Source organism: Bradyrhizobium sp. Rc2d, assembly GCF_900099855.1.
GTDB lineage: Bacteria > Pseudomonadota > Alphaproteobacteria > Rhizobiales > Xanthobacteraceae > Bradyrhizobium.
In genome coordinates, this window is record NZ_FNCU01000054.1 from 14,799 (window position 1) to 32,192 (window position 17,394).

Sequence of the window (17,394 nt, forward strand, 5' to 3'; positions counted from 1 at the left end):
ATAATTCATTGCGGGAGGGGCTGCGTTTAACGCTTGGTTCAGCTTTGGGTGTAGATTGGCCCCATGGACGAACGGCGCGACAAGGCGAGACATCGCGTGCTGAAGGCCGGAACCATCGAGTTCGGCGGCGGCGCGATCGACTGCACCGTCCGCAACCTGTCCGATACCGGCGCAGCCCTCGACGTTACCAGCCCGGTCGGCATCCCCGACCGTTTCACCCTGTTCGTCCACGCCGACGGAAAGCATCTGTCCTGCACCGTGGTCTGGCGCAAGGAAAAGCGGATCGGGGTGAGGTTCGGGTGAGGATGTACCCTCTCCCCCTGTGGGAGAGGGTGGCTCGCCGAGTAGCGGCGAGACGGGTGAGGGGGTGTCTCCGCGAGCACTCCTCTTACGATTAACTGTGCGGAAAGAACCCCTCATCCGGCGCTTCGCGCCACCTTCTCCCACAAGGGGAGAAGGGAAGCGGTGCCACAAAGTTCGCCCGTGCGGGGACACGACTGAAGATATTAGCGAGCGCGCGCCTCACGCCGCCGCCTGCTCGCCCAGCCGGCTCGCCAAAATCTTGTCGATCCGTCGTCCATCCAGATCCACCACCTCGATGTGCCAGCCGGCGAAGTCGAAGGCGTCGCCGACATTGGGCAGCATGCTGAACTGTTGCAGCACGAGGCCCGCCACCGTGTTGTAGCGGTGCGGCGGCAGCTCGATGCCGAGCAGCTCGCCGAACTCGTCGACCGGCATCCAGCCGGAGATCAGGAGCGAGTCGTCGTCGCGCCTGACGAAGGCCGGCTCGGGCGGCCCTTCCTCGGAATGAAAGGCGCCGACGATCGACTCGAGGATATCTGCGGCCGTCACCATGCCTTCGAAGGCGCCGTATTCGTCGTAGACGAAGCCGACGTGGACCGGCGCAGCTTTCAGGATGGTCAGCACGTCGCGGGCATCCGCCGAGGCCGGAATGCCCGGCGCCTCGCGCACCAGTGCGCGCAGATCCGGCGCGCGCTGGTTCATATAAGCGATCAGCAGGTCCTTGGCCTGGAGCACACCGATCGGCTTGTCGCGATCGCCGTCCGAGACGGGGAAGCGCGAATGCGGGCTCTTTGCGATGATCTCGTGAATGGTCTCCGGATCATCGTTCAGGTCGATCTCGTCGACCTCGGTGCGCGGCGTCATGACGGCGCCGACCGGGCGGTCGCCGAGCCGCATCACGCCGGCAATCATCTCCTTCTCGCCGGGCTCGAGCACGCCTGCGCTCTCGGCCTCGCGGACAAGATGATGGATCTCGTCCTCCGAGACCTTTTCCTCGGCGCTGCCGCCGCGGCCGAGCAGCGTGAGGATCAGCTTGCCGGAGACATCGAGCAGGAACACGAGCGGCAGCGAGATCCGCGCCAGCACGTGCATCGCGGGCGCGACCCTGACCGCGATGCTCTCGGGATCGCGCAGCGCCACCTGCTTCGGCACCAGCTCGCCGACGATCAGGGTGGCGTAGGTGATGAGCGTGACGACGAGGCCGACGCCGACGATGTCGGCAATGCCTGATGACATGCCGAGCTCGACCAGCCATTGCGTCAGCCGCTGCCCGAGCGTCGCGCCCGAGAATGCGCCGGAGAGCACGCCGACCAGCGTGATGCCGATCTGCACCGTCGAGAGGAATTTGCCGGGATCGGCCGCCAGGGTCAGCGCCCGCTCGGCGCCACGGACGCCCTTGGCCGCGAGCAGCGACAGCCGCGCCGGGCGGGACGACACCACGGCCAGCTCGGACATGGACAACAGGCCGTTGATGACGATCAGGACGACGACGATGACGAGTTCGATCGAGAGCATTGACGTTCCGAGAGTAAGCCAGTGTCGCCGGATGAGGGCACGCGTATTGATATAGGTATTCCGGGAGGAAATGCCGACCATTCTGTCGCATCCGGGTACCACGGGGAACCCGTGATCGACGGCTTCCGACAGGTCCGCGACGAGATGGCACTCCGCGGAACTACGGGGCGTTACTTAACGGGCTCTTAGTGGCCGCCAGCTAGGTTTCCGACAATTTGCAGAATGTATTCGGGGACCAGGATGCGGATCGGGAAGCTTTTCGCGCTGTCGATGCTGACGGTGACGGTTTTTGCAGTCATCCTCGGCGCCGAGGTGCTCATACCCCAGACACGCATCTTCACGAACCGCTCCGACGCGATCAAGACCGTCGACGCTTTTGCGGCGACCCTGATGGTCAGCCAGCAGGTCGCCGGCCTTCGCGCCCCCTACATTGGACCGATCTTCCAGGAAGCCGCAGCCACACAGGCCCAGATCGATAATGCCGCGAAGGCGGGGAAAGCCGCCGATGCCGCATTCGAAGGCGCAAGGCGAGCCATCATTGTGCTCGATGACGGTACAGGGATGGTCGAGAACCTCGACCGTGCCACGCGGCGGTTGAAGGAGATCTACACCGCGGCCGATCGCGCGATGGGCCTTCCTCTGGCGGCGCGCGATAGCTCTGCGATCAAGGGCTTCCTGCCCGGAGTCGCCGAGGTCCTCGCCAGTATCGAGCCGATCATGAACCGGCTCGAGGCGAAGGTCATCAATGCCGATTCCTCGCTTGCGGCGCTGTTGAGCCTGGCGCGGACGGCGCAGGATCTGCGCGTTGCCGCCGGCAGCCGTGCGGCCACGCTGTCCCCCGCGCTGTCCGCGCGTCGCCCGCTCACGTCGGCCGAATTCTCGCTGATGGATCGCATGCAGGGGCGTGTGGAAGCCGACCGCGAGCGCATCGAGGCCGGCATCGACCAGCTCGGGAATCCGCCGCGGATCGCCACCGAGCTGAAGGCGGCAACGGAATCTTATTTCGGAAAAGCAGCGGCTGCCGTGGACAAGGAGATGGCCGCTGCGCGCAGCGATGGTAAATATGGAATCGACAGCGATGAGCTGGCGAAGGTCATCGTACCGGCCATCCAGATGTTCTACGGCGTGCGCGACGCGGCGCTGGCCGAAGCGGCCGAGCGCGCCTCGTCCTCTCGTGATGGTGCGCTGGCGATGCTGGCGCTTGCGGCCGTCGCGGTGCTGGCATTGCTCGGCACGCTCGCTGGTGTGACCGTGATGCTGCGCAGCCGCGTGGTGACGCCGCTCGGCCGGCTCGCAGACGTGATCGGAACGCTCGCCGCCGGACAGCACGAGGTCGAGATTCCCGCGAGCGGCCGCAACGACGAGATCGGTCAGGTCGCGGGCTCGCTCCGGCACTTCAAGGATTCACTCGTCGCCAAGAAAGCCGCCGACGAGGCCGCCGCGGTCGAAGCCGAGGCGAAGCTTCAGCGCAGCCAGCGCATGGATCAGATCGCGCGCGAGTTCGAGGCCATGATCGGCGATGTGATCAACACCGTGTCGTCGGCATCGTCGGAGCTGGAAGTCTCGGCGGGAACGCTGACGAACACGGCCGATCAATCGGAAAAGGTCACCGCGACCGTCGCGGCCGCCTCCGAGCAGGCCTCGACCAACGTGCAGACCGTTGCCGCGGCGGCGGAGGAAATGGCTTCGTCGGTGGACGAGGTCAGCCGGCAGGTTCAGGATTCCGCGCGCATCGCCGGCGAGGCGGTGCAGCAGGCCGGGCGCACCAACGATTATGTCGGCGAACTCGCCAAGGCCGCGGGGCGGATCGGGGACGTGGTCGAGCTCATCAGCCAGATCGCGGGCGAGACCAATCTTCTCGCCCTCAACGCCACCATCGAGGCGGCCCGGGCTGGCGAGACCGGACGCGGTTTCGCCGTGGTCGCCTCCGAGGTCAAGGCACTGGCCGAGCAGACCGCCAAGGCCACCGGCGAGATCAGCCAGCAGATCACTGGCATTCAGACCGCGACCGAGGATTCGGTCGGCGCCATCAAGGCTATCGGCGACACCATCGCCCGCATGTCCGAGATTGCTTCCGCGATCGCCGCGGCGGTCGAGGAGCAGGGCGCGGCGACGCGGGATATCTCCCGCAACGTGCAGCAGGCGGCCCGCGGCACCCAGCAGGTCTCCGCCAGCATCGTCGACGTGCAGCGCGGCGCCAGCCAGACCGGATCAGCCTCCGCCAACGTGCTTGCGTCTGCGAAATCGCTGTCCGGCGAGAGCAGCCGTCTCAAGCTCGAAGTCGGAAAATTCCTGGACGCGATCCGGGCGGCGTAGAGCGTCGCGATATCAGAGTTGATTGCTGCAAAGGTGCACTCCCTCTCCCGCTTGCGGGAGAGGGTCGGGGAGAGGGTGTTTCCACAATGGGACTATCCCCAAGAGGGGAAAGCCCTCACCCGGCGCTTCGCGCCGACCTCTCCCGCAAGCGGGAGAGGTGAAACGGCCGCAAAGATCTGATTTCACCACTCTTGCCGCGCTCAGAACTCCCCGTGCAGCCGCCCTGAAAACACCGACACCGGCCCACGGTCGGCGTTGTAGGCGGGGTTGACGATGAGCTGGTAGTCGGCGGTGAGGGTGAGATTCTTGTTCACGGCGTAGGCGTAATAGGTCTCGAGGATGCGCTCGTTGCGGTAGTTGAGCGCGCCGTCGCCGATGAGCACGCCGAGGCCGCCGGCGGCGAGGAAGTCGCGATAGTCCTGCGAAATCGCGTTGACGGCGCCGCCGATGCCGATCACGTCGTCAGGCCGGCCCCATGTCGTGCCCTTGATCGACAATCCGGCGGACAGGCTCCGATGAATGTCGGTGAAGACCAGCGTTTCGAAACGGCCGTCGTTCCAGCTCCAGCGGCCAAACAGCCCGACGTCGTCCGTGATCGCCTGCTCCAGGTTGAGCACATATCCATACTTCAGGCGGCCGCGCCGGGTTTGCGCGATGTCGAGATTGAGCGCGGGATTGTCCAGCGTTTCGCGGAAGCTGCCCATATTGGCGCTGTCGAGCCAGCCCATGGTTCTGAGCTTGCCGGGCTGGCCGAACAGCGAGAAGCGCGTCTCGAGCTCGAGCACATACTGGCCGCGCTCCCCGACTTTTGTGTCGAAATGATTCGAATTGGACTCGGACACCATCAGGAAATAGCCGCCGCGCAGCGCCCATTGCTTCTGGTTGAGCTCGGCGGTGACGCCATAGGTGAGGCCGACCTTGTCGGCGGAATAGTCGAAGGCACCCGGCGCCCATAGCGACCAGTTCATGAAGTCCTTGCGGGTGTCCTTGGCGTAGGCATTACCGTCGAACACGTCGACCACCGCGAACTTGCCGGCCTGCAAGGTGAGCCTGGAAACGTCGACCTTCTGCCCGAGCTGCAACTGGCTGCTCGCAAACTCCTCCTGCTCGCCGCCGAAACCAAATGTCTGGCGTACGAACAGGCGCGAGGTGTTGTAATGCGGATAGGGGAAGTTCGACTTCTGCGCTTCACCGTTCGGGAATCCGGCGGCACCGACCGTGTCGTTCAGTCCAAATCCCTGGAGGAGTTCGGGATTGTAATAGACCTCGCCGCCGTCCCAGAGCCGTGCGTTCAGGAACAGGCTGTTGCTCCAGGTCGCTTTGGCCTGCGCCGAGGGCGAGAGCGAGTTCGGGCCAGTGTAGAGCGCGGGGAACGACGGATAGCCTTGCGGCAGATAGGTGCTCTGGCCGTGAATCTCCCAGCGATCGGATTCCGTGTCGATCAGGGAGCTCTTCGGGTCATAGCTCGGCATGCCCGGCCAATCGACCTTGCGGTTGAGACCGAGCCTGACCTGCTGGAAGTCGAGCGACGAGGAGCTGTATTGGGCGCCCGTGGAGAAGGCGACATTGGCGCCGTCGAAGCGGCTGTAGAGATATTCGAGCCGTGCGCTCCAATGCGGCGCAAAGCCGTATTCGATGCCCGCGCCCGCGATCCAGCCGGGCCGCGTGTTCAGGATTTTCGGGACTTCGGCGCCGGAGGCCGGCGTGTCGAAATAGCGCTCGCCCATCCAGGCAAAGCCGCCGGTGGCGTAGACGAGCCACGGGCCGCTGGTGTAGCCGACGCGGCCGCGCAGGCTCGCGGTGTAGTCCCATTGCTGGGTGACGGTGTTGGCGGGGGTGGCCAGGAAGGAGACGATCGAGTTCGAGGCAATGTAGTTGGGAAACGAAAAATCGCCTTCGACGCCGACCAGCCAGCCGGAATTGAGCCGGTAATTGTAGCCGGCCTGCACGCCGCCGATCATGCCGCTGAAGACGCCGCTGTCGCTGACTGCGGTGCCGTCGTTCAGCGCAAAGTGCGACGAACCCCGGCTATAGCCGGCATGCGCGCCGATATAGAGGCCCGTCCAATCATAGACCGCTCTCAGCGCCGGCGCCTTCAGCGGCAGATCGGCCGCGGTACCTTTGGCGGGCAAAGCCAACACGCCGGTGGCAATCGCCGCAGCCGTCCGCAAGTACCTGTAACGGTGACTTCTCAACGTCAAAACGCACGCCCCCAAACGCGAATGTATCCACCCGCCGCGACATCCCTGCCGATTTGCGGCGACCCTGTCATCAGGTCTTAGGTGCTCACGCGGTCGACCGAGATGATCTCGATCCGGCGCGATTTCGTCCCAAGCCCCTCGTCTTGCTACGGACCTTATTGCGATTAATTCGCAATAGCAACTGGCGCGCGTCGCCGCAGAGGATGGTTCGCACCCGTGTGTGACGGGACTGCAACAAAGTCGGAGTCCAAAACAGATGACCCCGCCCGGGGGAACGCCGGGCGGGGTCGGGGGCACGACACGGGGTGGATGAGGCGCCCGTGTCGGACGCAGGATCCACGAGAGATCGGCCTCAGGTACCTAGATCAGTAGCAGGTACGAACGCGGCCGACGTACTGGCCGAAGGCGTTGTACTGGGCGACCCAGCCGCAGCGGTGATAGCCGTAGTAATAGGGGTCATTGCTGGCGGCGATCGCGGAGCCGACGACGGCGGCGGTGGCGATGCCGGCGCCCACACCCCAGACCCAGCCGGGCTGCTTGGCTTCGGCCGAGGAAGTGGTGGACACGATGCTGCCGGTCACGGCGAGGGCAGCCAGAGCTGTGGCGGCAATCTTGGTCTTGATCGACATGTGAAACTCCATCCGGGGTTGAGGCGGTCCTTGTGGCCCGCGTGCCCAGTTGGACGGAGGCTCCTCGCGTCCGGTTCGAAGCCGGGAAAGGCGGTCGCCGAGCCCTGTGCTTTCCTGAACAATTCCAGGGGGATGGGAAGTTAGCCCAGGGGTCCCTTGGCGAGCCTGTTCACGTCGAAGTTATCGACCTCGCTCAGCAACTCGCAAAAGGCCGTCGCGCCTTGATCGATCAGGCGTTCGCCCTGTTCTGCAACGGCCAAGGTCGCGTTGCCGACCGCGCCGCTGGCGTTGAGATCCTGCGCCTGCCAGGCGAATGGCGCGGGGCGTTGCGTCGACAGCCAGCGATATTGCTGCTCGATCGCGATGCTGCTCGCGGGAAAATCCGCGATCGCATTCATGCGCACCTGGTCGGGATAGCGCGCCAGCATGATCGAGGTCTCGACCGCGCCGCCGTGAATGCCGTGGCGCACTTCATCGGCCGGGAACAGTTTGTCGGCGCCTGATAGCCGCGACCATGACGTCGTCACCACGAACAGTTTTTGGTGCGCGCGAAGATCTTGCGCCACCAGCATCATGGCCGCGCTGTTGCCGCCATGGCTGGTGATGATGACGAGCTTCTTCACGCCGCGACGGGCGACGTCTTCGCCGATCCCCGTCCATCGCTTCAGCGCGACATCAGTCCGCAGCGTTTGTGTGCCCGGATAGTCGATATGCTCGGTGGAGATGCCAACTGGTTCAATAGGAAGAAAACTGGCCGGAACGGTTTCGGGCAACAGCTCGCGCACGCGCGCCAGATACGCGTTCGCGATCAGCACGTCGGTTTCGAGCGGCAGATGCGGGCCATGCTGCTCGGTCGCCGCCAGCGGCAGCACCGCAATCCAGCGCGAGACCTCGGCCGGGGCCGCATCGGCCCAGCGGTTCTCGGTCCAGTCGCGCGACGGCATCATTGAGCTTTCCTTGAAGGTTTCTTTGCCTGAATTTGTCACGTAATTTGGGGTATGAGGGGACGCGGGCCCGGCCGGCTCGCGTCCCCGAACTTCATGCGGTTTTATCGCGTTGCGTTCACATCGGCCAGCAACGATCGACGGAGTCCCTTCATGAGCCCTTCTCATCTGCGGCGAGCGTTAACGGCGGGCCTGATGGCCGCTTTGGTCGGAAGCGTGCCGGTGCGGGCCGAGACGCTCGACAAGGTCACCTTCGGCACCAATTGGGTCGCCGAGGCCGAGCATGGCGGCTTCTTCCAGGCGGTCGCCGACGGCACCTACAAGAAATATGGGCTCGACGTCACCATCGTCCCCGGCGGGCCGAATGAAAATAACCGGATGCTGCTGATCGCCGGCAAGATCGATTTCTTCATGGCCGCGAACACGCTGATGTCGTTCGATGCGGTCGCCAACAACGTCCCCGTCGTCACCATCGCCGCGATTTTCCAGAAGGATCCGCAGGTAATGCTGACGCAGCCCGACGCCAAGGTCGCCAAGATCGAGGATCTCAAGCCGCTGACGCTATTCGTCTCCAAGGAGGGCATGACCAGCTACTTCCAGTGGCTGAAGTCCGAATATGGATTCAGCGAGAAGAACGTCCGTCCCTACAATTTCAATCCGCAGCCGTTCATCGCCAATCCCAAGAGCGCCATGCAGGGCTACGTGACCTCCGAGCCCTTCGCGGTCGAGAAGGTGGCCGGCTTCAAGCCCAACGTGCTGCTGCTCGCCGATTACGGCTTCAACACCTATTCGACCCTGATCGAGACTCGCCGCGAGATCGTCGAGAAGAAACCGGACCTGGTGCAGCGCTTCGTCGATGCCTCCATGATCGGTTGGTACAATTACATCTACCGCGACAATTCCGCCGGCAATGCCATGATCAAGCAGCTCAACCCGGAGATGACCGACGATCTGCTCGCCTATTCCGTCGCCAAGATGAAGGAGCACGGCATCGTCGATTCCGGCGACAGCCTGAAGAACGGCATCGGCGCCATGAGCGACGAGCGCTACACTTCCTTCTTCAACAAAATGGTGAAGGCGGGCGTGGTGAAGCCCGATCTCGATTTCCGCAAATCCTATACGCTGCGCTTCGTCAACAAGGGCGTCGGCGTCGAACTGCGCCCGAACAAGCCGTAACGCATGCTGAGATTTGAGCAAGGTGCGTCGGCGTCGTCCACCTCTCCCGAAGGGAGAGGTCGCATCGCATCGTCAGATGCGATGCGGGTGAGGGATTACGCTCTCTCCTGGGACCTGAGCCCCCTCACCCGGCGCTGCGCGCCGACCTCTCCCCGTTGGGGAGAGGTGCAGGTTGCAGCTCGATCCCACCGCATCACAGCCTGCGATCGATGGTAGAGCGCTCAACGTCATCCACCGTCGAAGCCAGCCTGACGGCTCTCGCCGTCAGCCTGCGCGGCGTGACGAAGACGTATGACAATGGCGTCATGGCGCTCGGCCCGCTCGACCTCGCGGTGCGCAAGGGCGAGTTCATCTCGCTGCTGGGCCCGTCCGGTTGCGGCAAGTCGACCGCACTGCGGCTGATCGCGGGGCTCAGCACGCCCTCGTCCGGAATCGTGCGGGTGGCGCGCCACGAGGGCGTGCCGCAGCCGGGCCACGGCATCGGTTTCGTGTTCCAGGAGCCGACGCTGATGCCCTGGACCAGCGTGCGCGACAACGTGCGACTACCCCTGAGGCTTGGCCGCGTTCCGAAGGCGGAGGCGTGCGCGCGTGCCGACGCGGCGCTCGCCAGCGTCGGGCTTGCCGATTTCGCCGATGCCTTTCCGCGCGAGCTCTCCGGCGGCATGAAGATGCGGGTGTCGCTGGCCCGCGCGCTCGTCACCGATCCCGATATCCTGCTGATGGACGAGCCGTTCGCGGCGCTCGACGAGATCACGCGCTTCCGCCTCAACAATGATTTGCTCGCGCTGTGGCGCGGCCTCGGCAAGACCATCATCTTCGTCACCCATTCGGTGTTCGAATCTGTCTACCTGTCGCAGCGCGTGGTGGTGATGACGGCGCGGCCCGGCCGCATTCAAGCCGACCTCCGTATCGAGACAATCGAGCCGCGCGCTGAGGAGTTTCGCACCTCAGCGGCCTATTCTGATTATTGCCGAAGAGTGTCGGCCGCGCTGGCGCCGTCCTATGTGGGGCAGTCGACGCTATGAACGCGCAAGCTGCCGTCACCGTAAAACCGTCCGGCGCGCAACGTGCGATGCGCTTCGTGCTTCCCGTCATCGTGTTCGCGGCCGGCCTCCTCGCCTGGGAACTGGTGGTTCGCATCAAGGACATTCCGCCCTACGTGCTGCCGGCGCCCTCCGTCATCTTTCTGACACTGATCAAGGACTGGGCGGTGCTGTCGCAGTCGCTCGCGACCACGCTGCTGACCACGCTCGAAGGGTTTGTCGCCGCGAGCGTCGGCGGCATCGCGCTGGCGCTCTTGTTCAATCAGTCGAAATGGGTCGAATATTCGCTGTTCCCCTATGCCGTCGTCCTCCAGGTGACGCCTGTCATCGCGATTGCGCCGCTGCTTCTGATCTATCTGGAGCAGCAGACCGCGGTGGTGGTCTGCGCCTTCATCGTCGCCTTTTTCCCGGTGCTGTCCAACACCACGCTCGGACTCAACTCGGTCGACCGCAATCTCGCCGGCTTGTTCCAGCTCTATGGCGCCTCGCCGCCACAGACCCTGCGCTTTCTCAAGCTGCCCGCGGCGCTGCCCTACATTCTCGGCGGCTTGCGCATCGCCGGCGGCCTGTCGCTGATCGGCGCAGTCGTGGCCGAGATCGCGGCCGGAACGGCCGGTGCCGGCTCCGGGCTCGCCTACAGGATCACCGAGTCAGGCTATCGATTGAACATACCCCGCATGTTCGCGGCGCTGCTTTTGTTGTCGCTCGCCGGGATTGTCATCTATGGGGTGCTGGCGCTAGTTTCGCACCTCGTTTTACGGCGCTGGCATGAGAGCGCGCTTGGAAAGGAAAGCTGATGTCTACCGGTTCGATTTCGTCCGAAAAGATCGACCTTCTGATCTATGGGCCGGTGCGGCCGATCCTCGACAACGGGTTTTCCGACCATTTCGTCGTGCACAAGGCCGAGACGCGCGGTGACCTCGAGAGGCTGACGCCGGCGGTCCGCGACAAGATCCGCGGCGTCGCCGTGACCTATCACACCGTGCGCGCCGACAAGGATTCGCTGTCGCAGCTGCCCAAGATCGAGATGGTGGCGAGCTTCGGCGTCGGTTACGACCACATCGACGCCAAATACGCGGCCGAGCACAACATCATCGTCACCAACACGCCCGACGTGCTGACCGAGGAGGTCGCCGACGTCGCGATGGGCCTTCTGATCTCCACCCTGCGCGAGTTCATCAAGGCCGACCGCTACGTCCGCTCCGGACTGTGGCAGACGCAGAATTATCCGCTCAGCGTCGGCTCGCTGCGCGATCGCAAGGTCGGCATCGTCGGCATGGGCCGGATCGGCCAGGCCATCGCGCGCCGGCTCGATGCATCGCTGGTGCAGGTGGTCTACCATTCCCGCAATCCGTCCAAGGACGTCTCCTACAAGCACTATCCTGATTTGATCGAGATGGCGAAGGCTGTGGACACGCTGATGGTGATCGTGCCCGGCGGCGCCAGCACGAACAAGATGATCAATGCCGAGGTGCTGAAGGCGCTCGGCCCGCGCGGCGTGCTCATCAACGTCGCGCGCGGCTCGGTGGTGGACGAGCCGGCGCTGGTGCAGGCGCTGAAATCCGGCACCATTCTCGCCGCCGGCCTCGACGTGTTCGCGGCCGAGCCGAGCGTGCCGGACGAGCTCAAGTCCATGCAGAACGTCGTGCTGCTGCCGCATATCGGCTCGGCCTCGGTGGTGACACGCAACGCGATGGACCAGCTCGTGGTCGACAATCTCAAGTCCTGGTTCGCCGGCAAGGCGCCGCTGACGCCGGTTGCGGAAACGCCGTTTAGGGGGCGCTGATGAGAGCTCTTCGGGGCGTTGCATTCGCCGTGGCGGCCTACTTGGCCGCGATCGGCATCGCGCATGCGCAGGATGCGACGACCCTGAAGAAGCAGATGCCCGGGCAGTGGGAGCTGTCGACCACCGAGCGCAGCAAGACCTGCGTCGTCACGCTCAAGGGCGACGCCGCGGGCCAGGGTTTTAAGCTGGAGCTGGAGCCGGCCTGCAAGACCGCGCTGCCTTTCACCAAGGACATCGTCGCCTGGAACGTTCGAGGTCTCGACATTGTCCGCTTGCAGGATGCGACCGGTGAAGCCGTGATCGACTTCACCGAGGTCGAGGCCGGCATCTTCGAGGGCCTGCGTCAGGGCGAGGGCGTCTACATCCTGCAAGATCTCGCCGCCGCGCGCTCGATGGCCAAGTCGATGGACCAGATGATCGGCGATTGGTCGATGGTGCGTGGCAACGGCCAGCCGGTCTGCGGGCTGACGCTGACCAACACCGAGGCGGGACCGGACAATTTCCAGGTCTTCCTCAAGCCGAAATGCGACGCGGCGATCGCACAGTTCAACCCGACGCAATGGCGGCTCGAGCGCGGCCAGATCATCCTGATGTCGAAGGCGGGCGAGGCCTGGCAGTTCGAGGCCGACGACAATGCGCAGTGGCGGCGCGTTCCCGACACCGCCGATCCCCTGATCATGCTGCGTCAGTAGGCGACCGAGGTCGCGCAGCACTGCCGCAACGATGACGCGGCGAGCTCTCACGGGAACCGGACCGGCAGGGAATCGGTTAGCAGAACAGGTGATTCCGTTGGGAGATCCGCATGGCCAAGCGTGTCCTCGCGATCGGCATCGAGCCCGGCAATGCGGATTATAGCGCATTCCCGCAGCTCACGCCCGAACATGTCCGCAGCTACATCGAGGCCCAGCTCCTGCGCCTGCGCGGCCTCGGCTTCGAGGTCACGAGCTGCCTGATCGATCTCGATGCGACCGCGGAGGCCGCCGTGACGGCAGCGCTACGCGACGAGCGCTTCGACTGCATCGTGATCGGCGCCGGGCTCCGCGAGCCGAAGGAACGGCTGCTGCTGTTCGAGAAGGTGCTCAACCTCGTCCACCGCCTGGCGCCGGAAGCCGCGATCTGCTTCAACACCACGCCCGCCGACACAGTCGAAGCGGTGCAGCGCTGGGTCGAACCGTAACCCCACTCTGTAGGCAAGCCCGCAGCCGGCTCGGCGATCCGCCACCACTACGGCCGCGACACCCCGCCTCCGGCGGCTGGGCGCCGCCGCGTCTTTTCTGTGGTCTGATCGGCGTGTTGCATGATACGGTTGCCGCAATCCAACGTAGAGCGTGCATTCCGTTCAGGTCCTTTCGATGTTCAGAGCCATCGTCATCATCGTCCTCGCCTTTGCCCTGTCCGGCTGCGATGCCTTTGGCGCGCTGAAAAACGGAATGCAGTACGCACGGGCCGTAGAGGGCGATCTCGAGCAGTCAACCGGCGTAAGGCCGAAGGTCGGTTTCAACTGGCACAATGGCCGCCTCGCATCGGTGACGGTCATGTTTCCGGGCCTTTATCAAACCAAGCCGTTGGGCGACCTTGCCGGCCTCGTGCACGAGACGGTGACCAGAGAATTCAAGCAGACGCCGGATGCGATCATGCTTTCCTTTGCTCTGGCCAGGGGCCCCTCGGTCTGAGGGCGCTGCAAGCGTGCTGTCGCGACATGCCCGCCCTTTGGCGCAACAGGCCCGAGCGGGGCGTATGTGTATCCGGTCTCGCATGTGCCGGTGGCTGACCGCTGCGATCGTCGGCGGCTCTCTCCTCGCCGCCGGCCCTGCATCTGCGCAACGAATCCCCACCGACGAGCCTGCGTTCACTGCTTTCGTGGCGGCACGGATAAAGGCCGTGGTTCGTAACACACAAGTCGTGATCAACGGCCCTCTGACGCTTTCGATCGGTCCCTTGCAAGCCAACCTCGATCGCATCTACGCCTTCTGCAAGGCCAACACGAGCGGCTGCGCCAAGGAGATCGAGACCTATGTCGGTGGGGTCGTCGCAACGACCGGCAACGTAACGGACGCTCCGACCAAAGCAGCTCTCCGAATTGTGGTGCGCTCGACCGACTATATGCGGCAGGCGCTTCGCGAGCTCGAGTCTGCCGGTACCATCCCGACGCGTCCGCTCGCGGAGGGGCTGGTGATCGTCCCGGTGCTCGACTCGCCGCGCACGGTCAGGATATTCAATGACAAGGACCGTGCTGCGCTCGGCTTGACATCGGACCAGGTCTTCGACATCGCCATCGCCAATGTACGCAGCAGCTTGAAGCCGCTCATGTCCGCTGCAAAGCCGGCCGTGCCGGGACAGTTCGGCACGTTGAAGGGCGATTACTACGCGACAAGCCGGCTTGCGCTGATCGACAGCTGGGCGCCGCTCGCGCAAGCCCAGGGTGGCGTTCTGATCGTGGCGGTTCCGACGCCCGATCTCCTGCTCTATTCGGGCGAGGACAGCAGCGCCGCGCTCGACGCGCTGCGTACGCTCGCCCAGAACGTCGTGGCCCGTGCGCCGAAGCCGCTTTCGGGAGCGCTGCTCCGCTGGACGCCGAAAGGATGGCAGTCCGTTCGATGACATTGCCGGTCACAATGGAGGTGCACTCCCTCTCCCGCTTGCGGGAGAGGGTTGGTGAGAGGGTGCTTCCGCAATGGGACAATCCCCAAGCGGAGACAGGCTAAAGCCATTCCGCTCTAGATCAACCGCATCCCGCGCAGGCTGGCGTGGCCGCTTCGACCGACGATGATGTGGTCGTGCACGGAAATCCCCAGCGGCTTTGCGATGTCGATGATCGCCTTGGTCATCTGGATGTCGGCCTGCGAGGGCGAGGGATCGCCTGAGGGGTGGTTGTGCACCAGGATCAGCGCAGTCGCGGAGAGTTCGAGCGCGCGCTTGATCACTTCGCGGGGATAGACCGGGGTATGGTCGACGGTGCCGGTCTGCTGCACCTCGTCGGCGATGAGCTGGTTGCGCTTGTCGAGGAAGAGCAGGCGGAATTGCTCCTTGTCGGCGAAGGCCATGCTGGTGCGGCAGTAGTCGATCACCTCGTTCCAGGACGACAGCGCGTTGCGGCTATTGACCTCGCCCTTGGCGACGCGGTGCGCCGCCGCTGCGATCAGCTTGAGCTGGTGGATCGCGGCCTCGCCGACGCCGTCCACCTCGCGCAGGCGCGCCACCGGCGCATGCACGACCTCGGCGAACGAGCCGAACGTCTTGATCAGCGTCTTCGCCAGCGGCTTTGTGTCGCGCCGCGGCAGCGCGGCAAACAGCGCCATCTCCAGCAGCTCGTAGTCGCTGAGCGCATCCGCGCCCGCGCTGTAGAAGCGCTCGCGCAGCCGCTCGCGGTGGCCGTGATAATGCGGCGTGTCCTCAGGCTTGCTCTTGTCGTGGTCTGGCTTGGCGGGCATCGGCCGCCAGCATTGCCGGGGGCCAGCGTTTTTGCAACCGTCAATTGCGGCACGGCGCCGCTCTGGCGTTGTGACCCCAACAGTCCATTCCGTCATTCCGCGGCCCGAGCGGAGCGAGAGAGCACGGAATCCATCGGGCCATAGAGTACGCGGCTGAATGGATTCCGGGCTTACGACTTCGTCGCGCCCCGGAATGACGTCCCGGAATGACATTGAGTGAACCAGACGTCAGAGACGCAGCTCTAGCGCCCCGGCTTCAACCCCGGCACCAGTGCGGCGAGCCTGTCCTTGATCGGGCGGCCGAACATCGATCCGCCCATGCCTGACGGCGGTGGACCCGGCGGAGGTCCGCGGCGCCCGACGGTCGCATCGGTGCGGCGGTCGACGCCGAGCGTCAGCGTCGCAACGTAGCGGTCGCGCTCCTCCTTCACCGCGCAGAAGGCGCGATGCTCGGGATCGGAGCGTCCGATCACGACGTCATTGGCGTTGATGATCGTGCGCTGCCGGGCGCGGTCCTTGTAGGCGGGAACGTTGATGTAGATGAACTCGTTCAGTGCGTCCGGCAGGAAAGTCTGCCCGGTCAGCACCGTGCGGTCGTCCAAAAATACCTTGAAATGGATGTGCGTGGCGCGGCCGTCGTACCAGCCGGGATAGATGGTATTGAACGCAACCCAGCCGGCCTCGTCGGTCATCTGCGTGCCGCGCAAAAACGTCTTGCTGGTCGCGTCGATGTTGTGGCCGTCGCCCTGGCCGGGAAACGCCGAATAGAGGCCTCTTGCATCGCAATGCCAGATGTCGACCCGGGCGTCCCTGATTGCCGTGCAGGGCCCGGCTTCGATCACGCGCAGCCGCAGTGTCAGTGGCACACCGGGCCTGCCCTCCGTGATGTCGGACCGAACGAGTTTCGGGTCGGCATAGAACGGCCCTTCCTCCGCCTGCGGCGTCAGGATGCAGGCCGGCTCAGCGTCCGTTGAAGCGGGAGCGGCCTTCGCACCGCTCTGGAGCAATCCCGCCGCACTGGCCGATACAAACCCCAGGAATCCGCGCCGCGTCGATCCGTTCACTCATCTCTCTCCCATTAGCTCTGGCGGGAGATCGTCATCGGCCGAGAGGACGGCAAGATCGCGCTACGATGGTGCCGGCGATCACCCGATCTGCTTCTCGCCGTGCCGCTCCGACAGCGTGAAGATCTCCACGCCGGTCGCCGTCACGCCGACCGAATGCTCGAACTGCGCCGACAGCGAGCGGTCGCGGGTGACTGCGGTCCAGCCGTCGGAGAGGATTTTGACGTGCGGCTTGCCGAGATTGATCATCGGCTCGATGGTGAAGAACATGCCGGGCTTGAGCTGCACGCCTTCGCCGGGACGGCCGATATGGATGATGTTCGGCTCGTCGTGGAACATGCGCCCGAGGCCGTGGCCGCAGAAATCGCGCACCACGCTCATGCCCTGTGGCTCGACGAAACTCTGGATGGCGTAGCCGATGTCGCCGGTGGTGGCGCCGGGCTTCACCGCGGCGATGCCGCGCATCATCGCTTCATAGGTGACTTCGATCAGCCGCTCGGCCTTCCGGGCGATCGGGCCGACCGCATACATCCGGCTGGAATCGCCGTACCAGCCGTCGACGATGAAGGTGACGTCGATGTTGACGATGTCGCCCTCCTTCAGCGGGCGGTCGCCGGGCATGCCATGGCAGACCACGTGGTTGAGCGAGGTGCAGGTCGAGTAACGGTAGCCGCGATACATCAGCGTCGCCGGATAGGCGTTGTTGCTGAAGGCGAAGTCGCGGACGAATTCGTCGATGCGCGAGGTCGGCACGCCGGGCCCGACGATGTCGGTGAGCTCGTCGAGGCACTTGGCCACCAATGCGCCCGCCTTGCGCATGCCGGCAAAGGCGCCCGGCCCATGCAGCTTGATCTGTCCGGTCTTGCGCAGGGAGGTATCGGTGGCTTCGACGTAGCTCATGCGGGAACTGTCTTCCGGGCTCGGGGCCTGATTTCGATGTTCGGCGGAAAGGCTTGATTTCACGCCCTAATTTAATGATTGCGGGC

General features: G+C 64.6%; 17 protein-coding genes. 10 read left to right on the forward strand and 7 right to left on the reverse strand.

Annotated elements, in window-relative coordinates; all coding sequences use genetic code 11:
• Positions 1-63 precede the first annotated feature (63 nt).
• Positions 64-303: a PilZ domain-containing protein gene (locus BLV07_RS38735; protein ID WP_091896804.1), complete on the forward strand. Its 240-nt coding sequence runs from the start codon at positions 64-66 to the stop codon at positions 301-303.
• A gap of 219 nt (positions 304-522) precedes the next feature.
• Here the strand turns inward: BLV07_RS38735 and BLV07_RS38740 are convergent, their stop codons facing one another.
• A complete protein-coding gene (locus tag BLV07_RS38740) occupies positions 523-1,818 on the reverse strand; it encodes a hemolysin family protein (RefSeq protein ID WP_091896808.1) in 1,296 nt (431 codons plus the stop codon).
• Between the two features lie 240 nt (positions 1,819-2,058).
• On the opposite strand from BLV07_RS38740, the gene BLV07_RS38745 reads away from it, so the two are divergent.
• Positions 2,059-4,134 carry a methyl-accepting chemotaxis protein gene (locus BLV07_RS38745; RefSeq protein WP_091896811.1) on the forward strand — a complete coding sequence of 692 codons (2,076 nt, stop codon included), beginning with the start codon at positions 2,059-2,061 and terminating at the stop codon, positions 4,132-4,134.
• A gap of 200 nt (positions 4,135-4,334) precedes the next feature.
• On the opposite strand, the gene BLV07_RS38750 is transcribed toward BLV07_RS38745, so the two are convergent.
• The 3 genes from BLV07_RS38750 to BLV07_RS38760 all read right to left on the reverse strand — a co-directional run bounded on the left by BLV07_RS38750 (position 4,335) and on the right by BLV07_RS38760 (position 7,911).
• Entirely contained in the window at positions 4,335-6,305 is a 1,971-nt protein-coding gene (locus BLV07_RS38750) for a carbohydrate porin (RefSeq protein WP_091896815.1), read from the reverse strand.
• Between the two features lie 395 nt (positions 6,306-6,700).
• Entirely contained in the window at positions 6,701-6,964 is a 264-nt protein-coding gene (locus BLV07_RS38755) for a hypothetical protein (protein ID WP_176946051.1), read from the reverse strand.
• Between the two features lie 140 nt (positions 6,965-7,104).
• Positions 7,105-7,911 (reverse strand): creatininase family protein, encoded by an 807-nt coding sequence (locus BLV07_RS38760; RefSeq protein ID WP_091896822.1) that lies wholly within the window; start codon positions 7,909-7,911, stop codon positions 7,105-7,107.
• Positions 7,912-8,061: 150 nt separating this feature from the next.
• On the opposite strand from BLV07_RS38760, the gene BLV07_RS38765 reads away from it, so the two are divergent.
• From BLV07_RS38765 to BLV07_RS38800, 8 genes are all read left to right on the forward strand, one after another.
• Positions 8,062-9,084 carry an ABC transporter substrate-binding protein gene (locus tag BLV07_RS38765; RefSeq protein WP_091896825.1) on the forward strand — a complete coding sequence of 341 codons (1,023 nt, stop codon included), beginning with the start codon at positions 8,062-8,064 and terminating at the stop codon, positions 9,082-9,084.
• A gap of 209 nt (positions 9,085-9,293) precedes the next feature.
• Positions 9,294-10,109: an ABC transporter ATP-binding protein gene (locus BLV07_RS38770; protein ID WP_091896828.1), complete on the forward strand. Its 816-nt coding sequence runs from the start codon at positions 9,294-9,296 to the stop codon at positions 10,107-10,109.
• Positions 10,106-10,924 (forward strand): ABC transporter permease, encoded by an 819-nt coding sequence (locus BLV07_RS38775; protein WP_091896832.1) that lies wholly within the window; start codon positions 10,106-10,108, stop codon positions 10,922-10,924. Before BLV07_RS38770 ends, BLV07_RS38775 begins: the two co-directional genes overlap by 4 nt.
• On the forward strand, positions 10,924-11,913 hold the full coding sequence (locus BLV07_RS38780; RefSeq protein WP_091896835.1) for a 2-hydroxyacid dehydrogenase: 990 nt from the start codon (positions 10,924-10,926) through the stop codon (positions 11,911-11,913). The genes BLV07_RS38775 and BLV07_RS38780 overlap by 1 nt, the downstream gene beginning before the upstream one ends.
• A complete protein-coding gene (locus tag BLV07_RS38785) occupies positions 11,913-12,605 on the forward strand; it encodes an AprI/Inh family metalloprotease inhibitor (RefSeq protein ID WP_091896838.1) in 693 nt (230 codons plus the stop codon). The genes BLV07_RS38780 and BLV07_RS38785 overlap by 1 nt, the downstream gene beginning before the upstream one ends.
• A 110-nt stretch (positions 12,606-12,715) precedes the next feature.
• Positions 12,716-13,090: a hypothetical protein gene (locus BLV07_RS38790; RefSeq protein WP_091896841.1), complete on the forward strand. Its 375-nt coding sequence runs from the start codon at positions 12,716-12,718 to the stop codon at positions 13,088-13,090.
• A gap of 175 nt (positions 13,091-13,265) precedes the next feature.
• Positions 13,266-13,586, forward strand: a complete 321-nt coding sequence (locus BLV07_RS38795) for a hypothetical protein (RefSeq protein WP_091896844.1) — start codon at positions 13,266-13,268, stop codon at positions 13,584-13,586.
• A 208-nt stretch (positions 13,587-13,794) separates the two neighbouring features.
• Positions 13,795-14,514 carry a DUF1444 domain-containing protein gene (locus BLV07_RS38800; protein ID WP_244551366.1) on the forward strand — a complete coding sequence of 240 codons (720 nt, stop codon included), beginning with the start codon at positions 13,795-13,797 and terminating at the stop codon, positions 14,512-14,514.
• Positions 14,515-14,630: 116 nt separating this feature from the next.
• On the opposite strand, the gene radC is transcribed toward BLV07_RS38800, so the two are convergent.
• The 3 genes from radC to map form a co-directional block, all read right to left on the reverse strand.
• Positions 14,631-15,344 (reverse strand): RadC family protein, encoded by a 714-nt coding sequence (gene radC / locus BLV07_RS38805; RefSeq protein ID WP_091896850.1) that lies wholly within the window; start codon positions 15,342-15,344, stop codon positions 14,631-14,633.
• Positions 15,345-15,586: 242 nt separating this feature from the next.
• A complete protein-coding gene (locus BLV07_RS38810) occupies positions 15,587-16,408 on the reverse strand; it encodes an intradiol ring-cleavage dioxygenase (protein ID WP_091896853.1) in 822 nt (273 codons plus the stop codon).
• Positions 16,409-16,489: 81 nt separating this feature from the next.
• Positions 16,490-17,308, reverse strand: a complete 819-nt coding sequence (gene map / locus BLV07_RS38815; RefSeq protein WP_091896856.1) for a type I methionyl aminopeptidase — start codon at positions 17,306-17,308, stop codon at positions 16,490-16,492.
• Between the last annotated feature and the right edge of the window lie 86 nt (positions 17,309-17,394).

What these genes read in the sequence shown, in the direction of transcription:
- BLV07_RS38775 (WP_091896832.1), top strand. Translation starts at nt 10,106, where the DNA reads ATGAACGCGCAAGCTGCCGTCACCGTAAAACCGTCCGGCGCGCAACGT.
- BLV07_RS38740 (WP_091896808.1), bottom strand. Translation starts at nt 1,818, where the DNA reads ATGCTCTCGATCGAACTCGTCATCGTCGTCGTCCTGATCGTCATCAAC.
- BLV07_RS38735 (WP_091896804.1), top strand. Translation starts at nt 64, where the DNA reads ATGGACGAACGGCGCGACAAGGCGAGACATCGCGTGCTGAAGGCCGGA.
- BLV07_RS38765 (WP_091896825.1), top strand. Translation starts at nt 8,062, where the DNA reads ATGAGCCCTTCTCATCTGCGGCGAGCGTTAACGGCGGGCCTGATGGCC.
- BLV07_RS38790 (WP_091896841.1), top strand. Translation starts at nt 12,716, where the DNA reads ATGGCCAAGCGTGTCCTCGCGATCGGCATCGAGCCCGGCAATGCGGAT.
- BLV07_RS38780 (WP_091896835.1), top strand. Translation starts at nt 10,924, where the DNA reads ATGTCTACCGGTTCGATTTCGTCCGAAAAGATCGACCTTCTGATCTAT.
- BLV07_RS38785 (WP_091896838.1), top strand. Translation starts at nt 11,913, where the DNA reads ATGAGAGCTCTTCGGGGCGTTGCATTCGCCGTGGCGGCCTACTTGGCC.
- BLV07_RS38770 (WP_091896828.1), top strand. Translation starts at nt 9,294, where the DNA reads ATGGTAGAGCGCTCAACGTCATCCACCGTCGAAGCCAGCCTGACGGCT.
- BLV07_RS38745 (WP_091896811.1), top strand. Translation starts at nt 2,059, where the DNA reads ATGCGGATCGGGAAGCTTTTCGCGCTGTCGATGCTGACGGTGACGGTT.
- BLV07_RS38755 (WP_176946051.1), bottom strand. Translation starts at nt 6,964, where the DNA reads ATGTCGATCAAGACCAAGATTGCCGCCACAGCTCTGGCTGCCCTCGCC.
- BLV07_RS38760 (WP_091896822.1), bottom strand. Translation starts at nt 7,911, where the DNA reads ATGATGCCGTCGCGCGACTGGACCGAGAACCGCTGGGCCGATGCGGCC.
- map (WP_091896856.1), bottom strand. Translation starts at nt 17,308, where the DNA reads ATGAGCTACGTCGAAGCCACCGATACCTCCCTGCGCAAGACCGGACAG.
- BLV07_RS38795 (WP_091896844.1), top strand. Translation starts at nt 13,266, where the DNA reads ATGTTCAGAGCCATCGTCATCATCGTCCTCGCCTTTGCCCTGTCCGGC.
- radC (WP_091896850.1), bottom strand. Translation starts at nt 15,344, where the DNA reads ATGCCCGCCAAGCCAGACCACGACAAGAGCAAGCCTGAGGACACGCCG.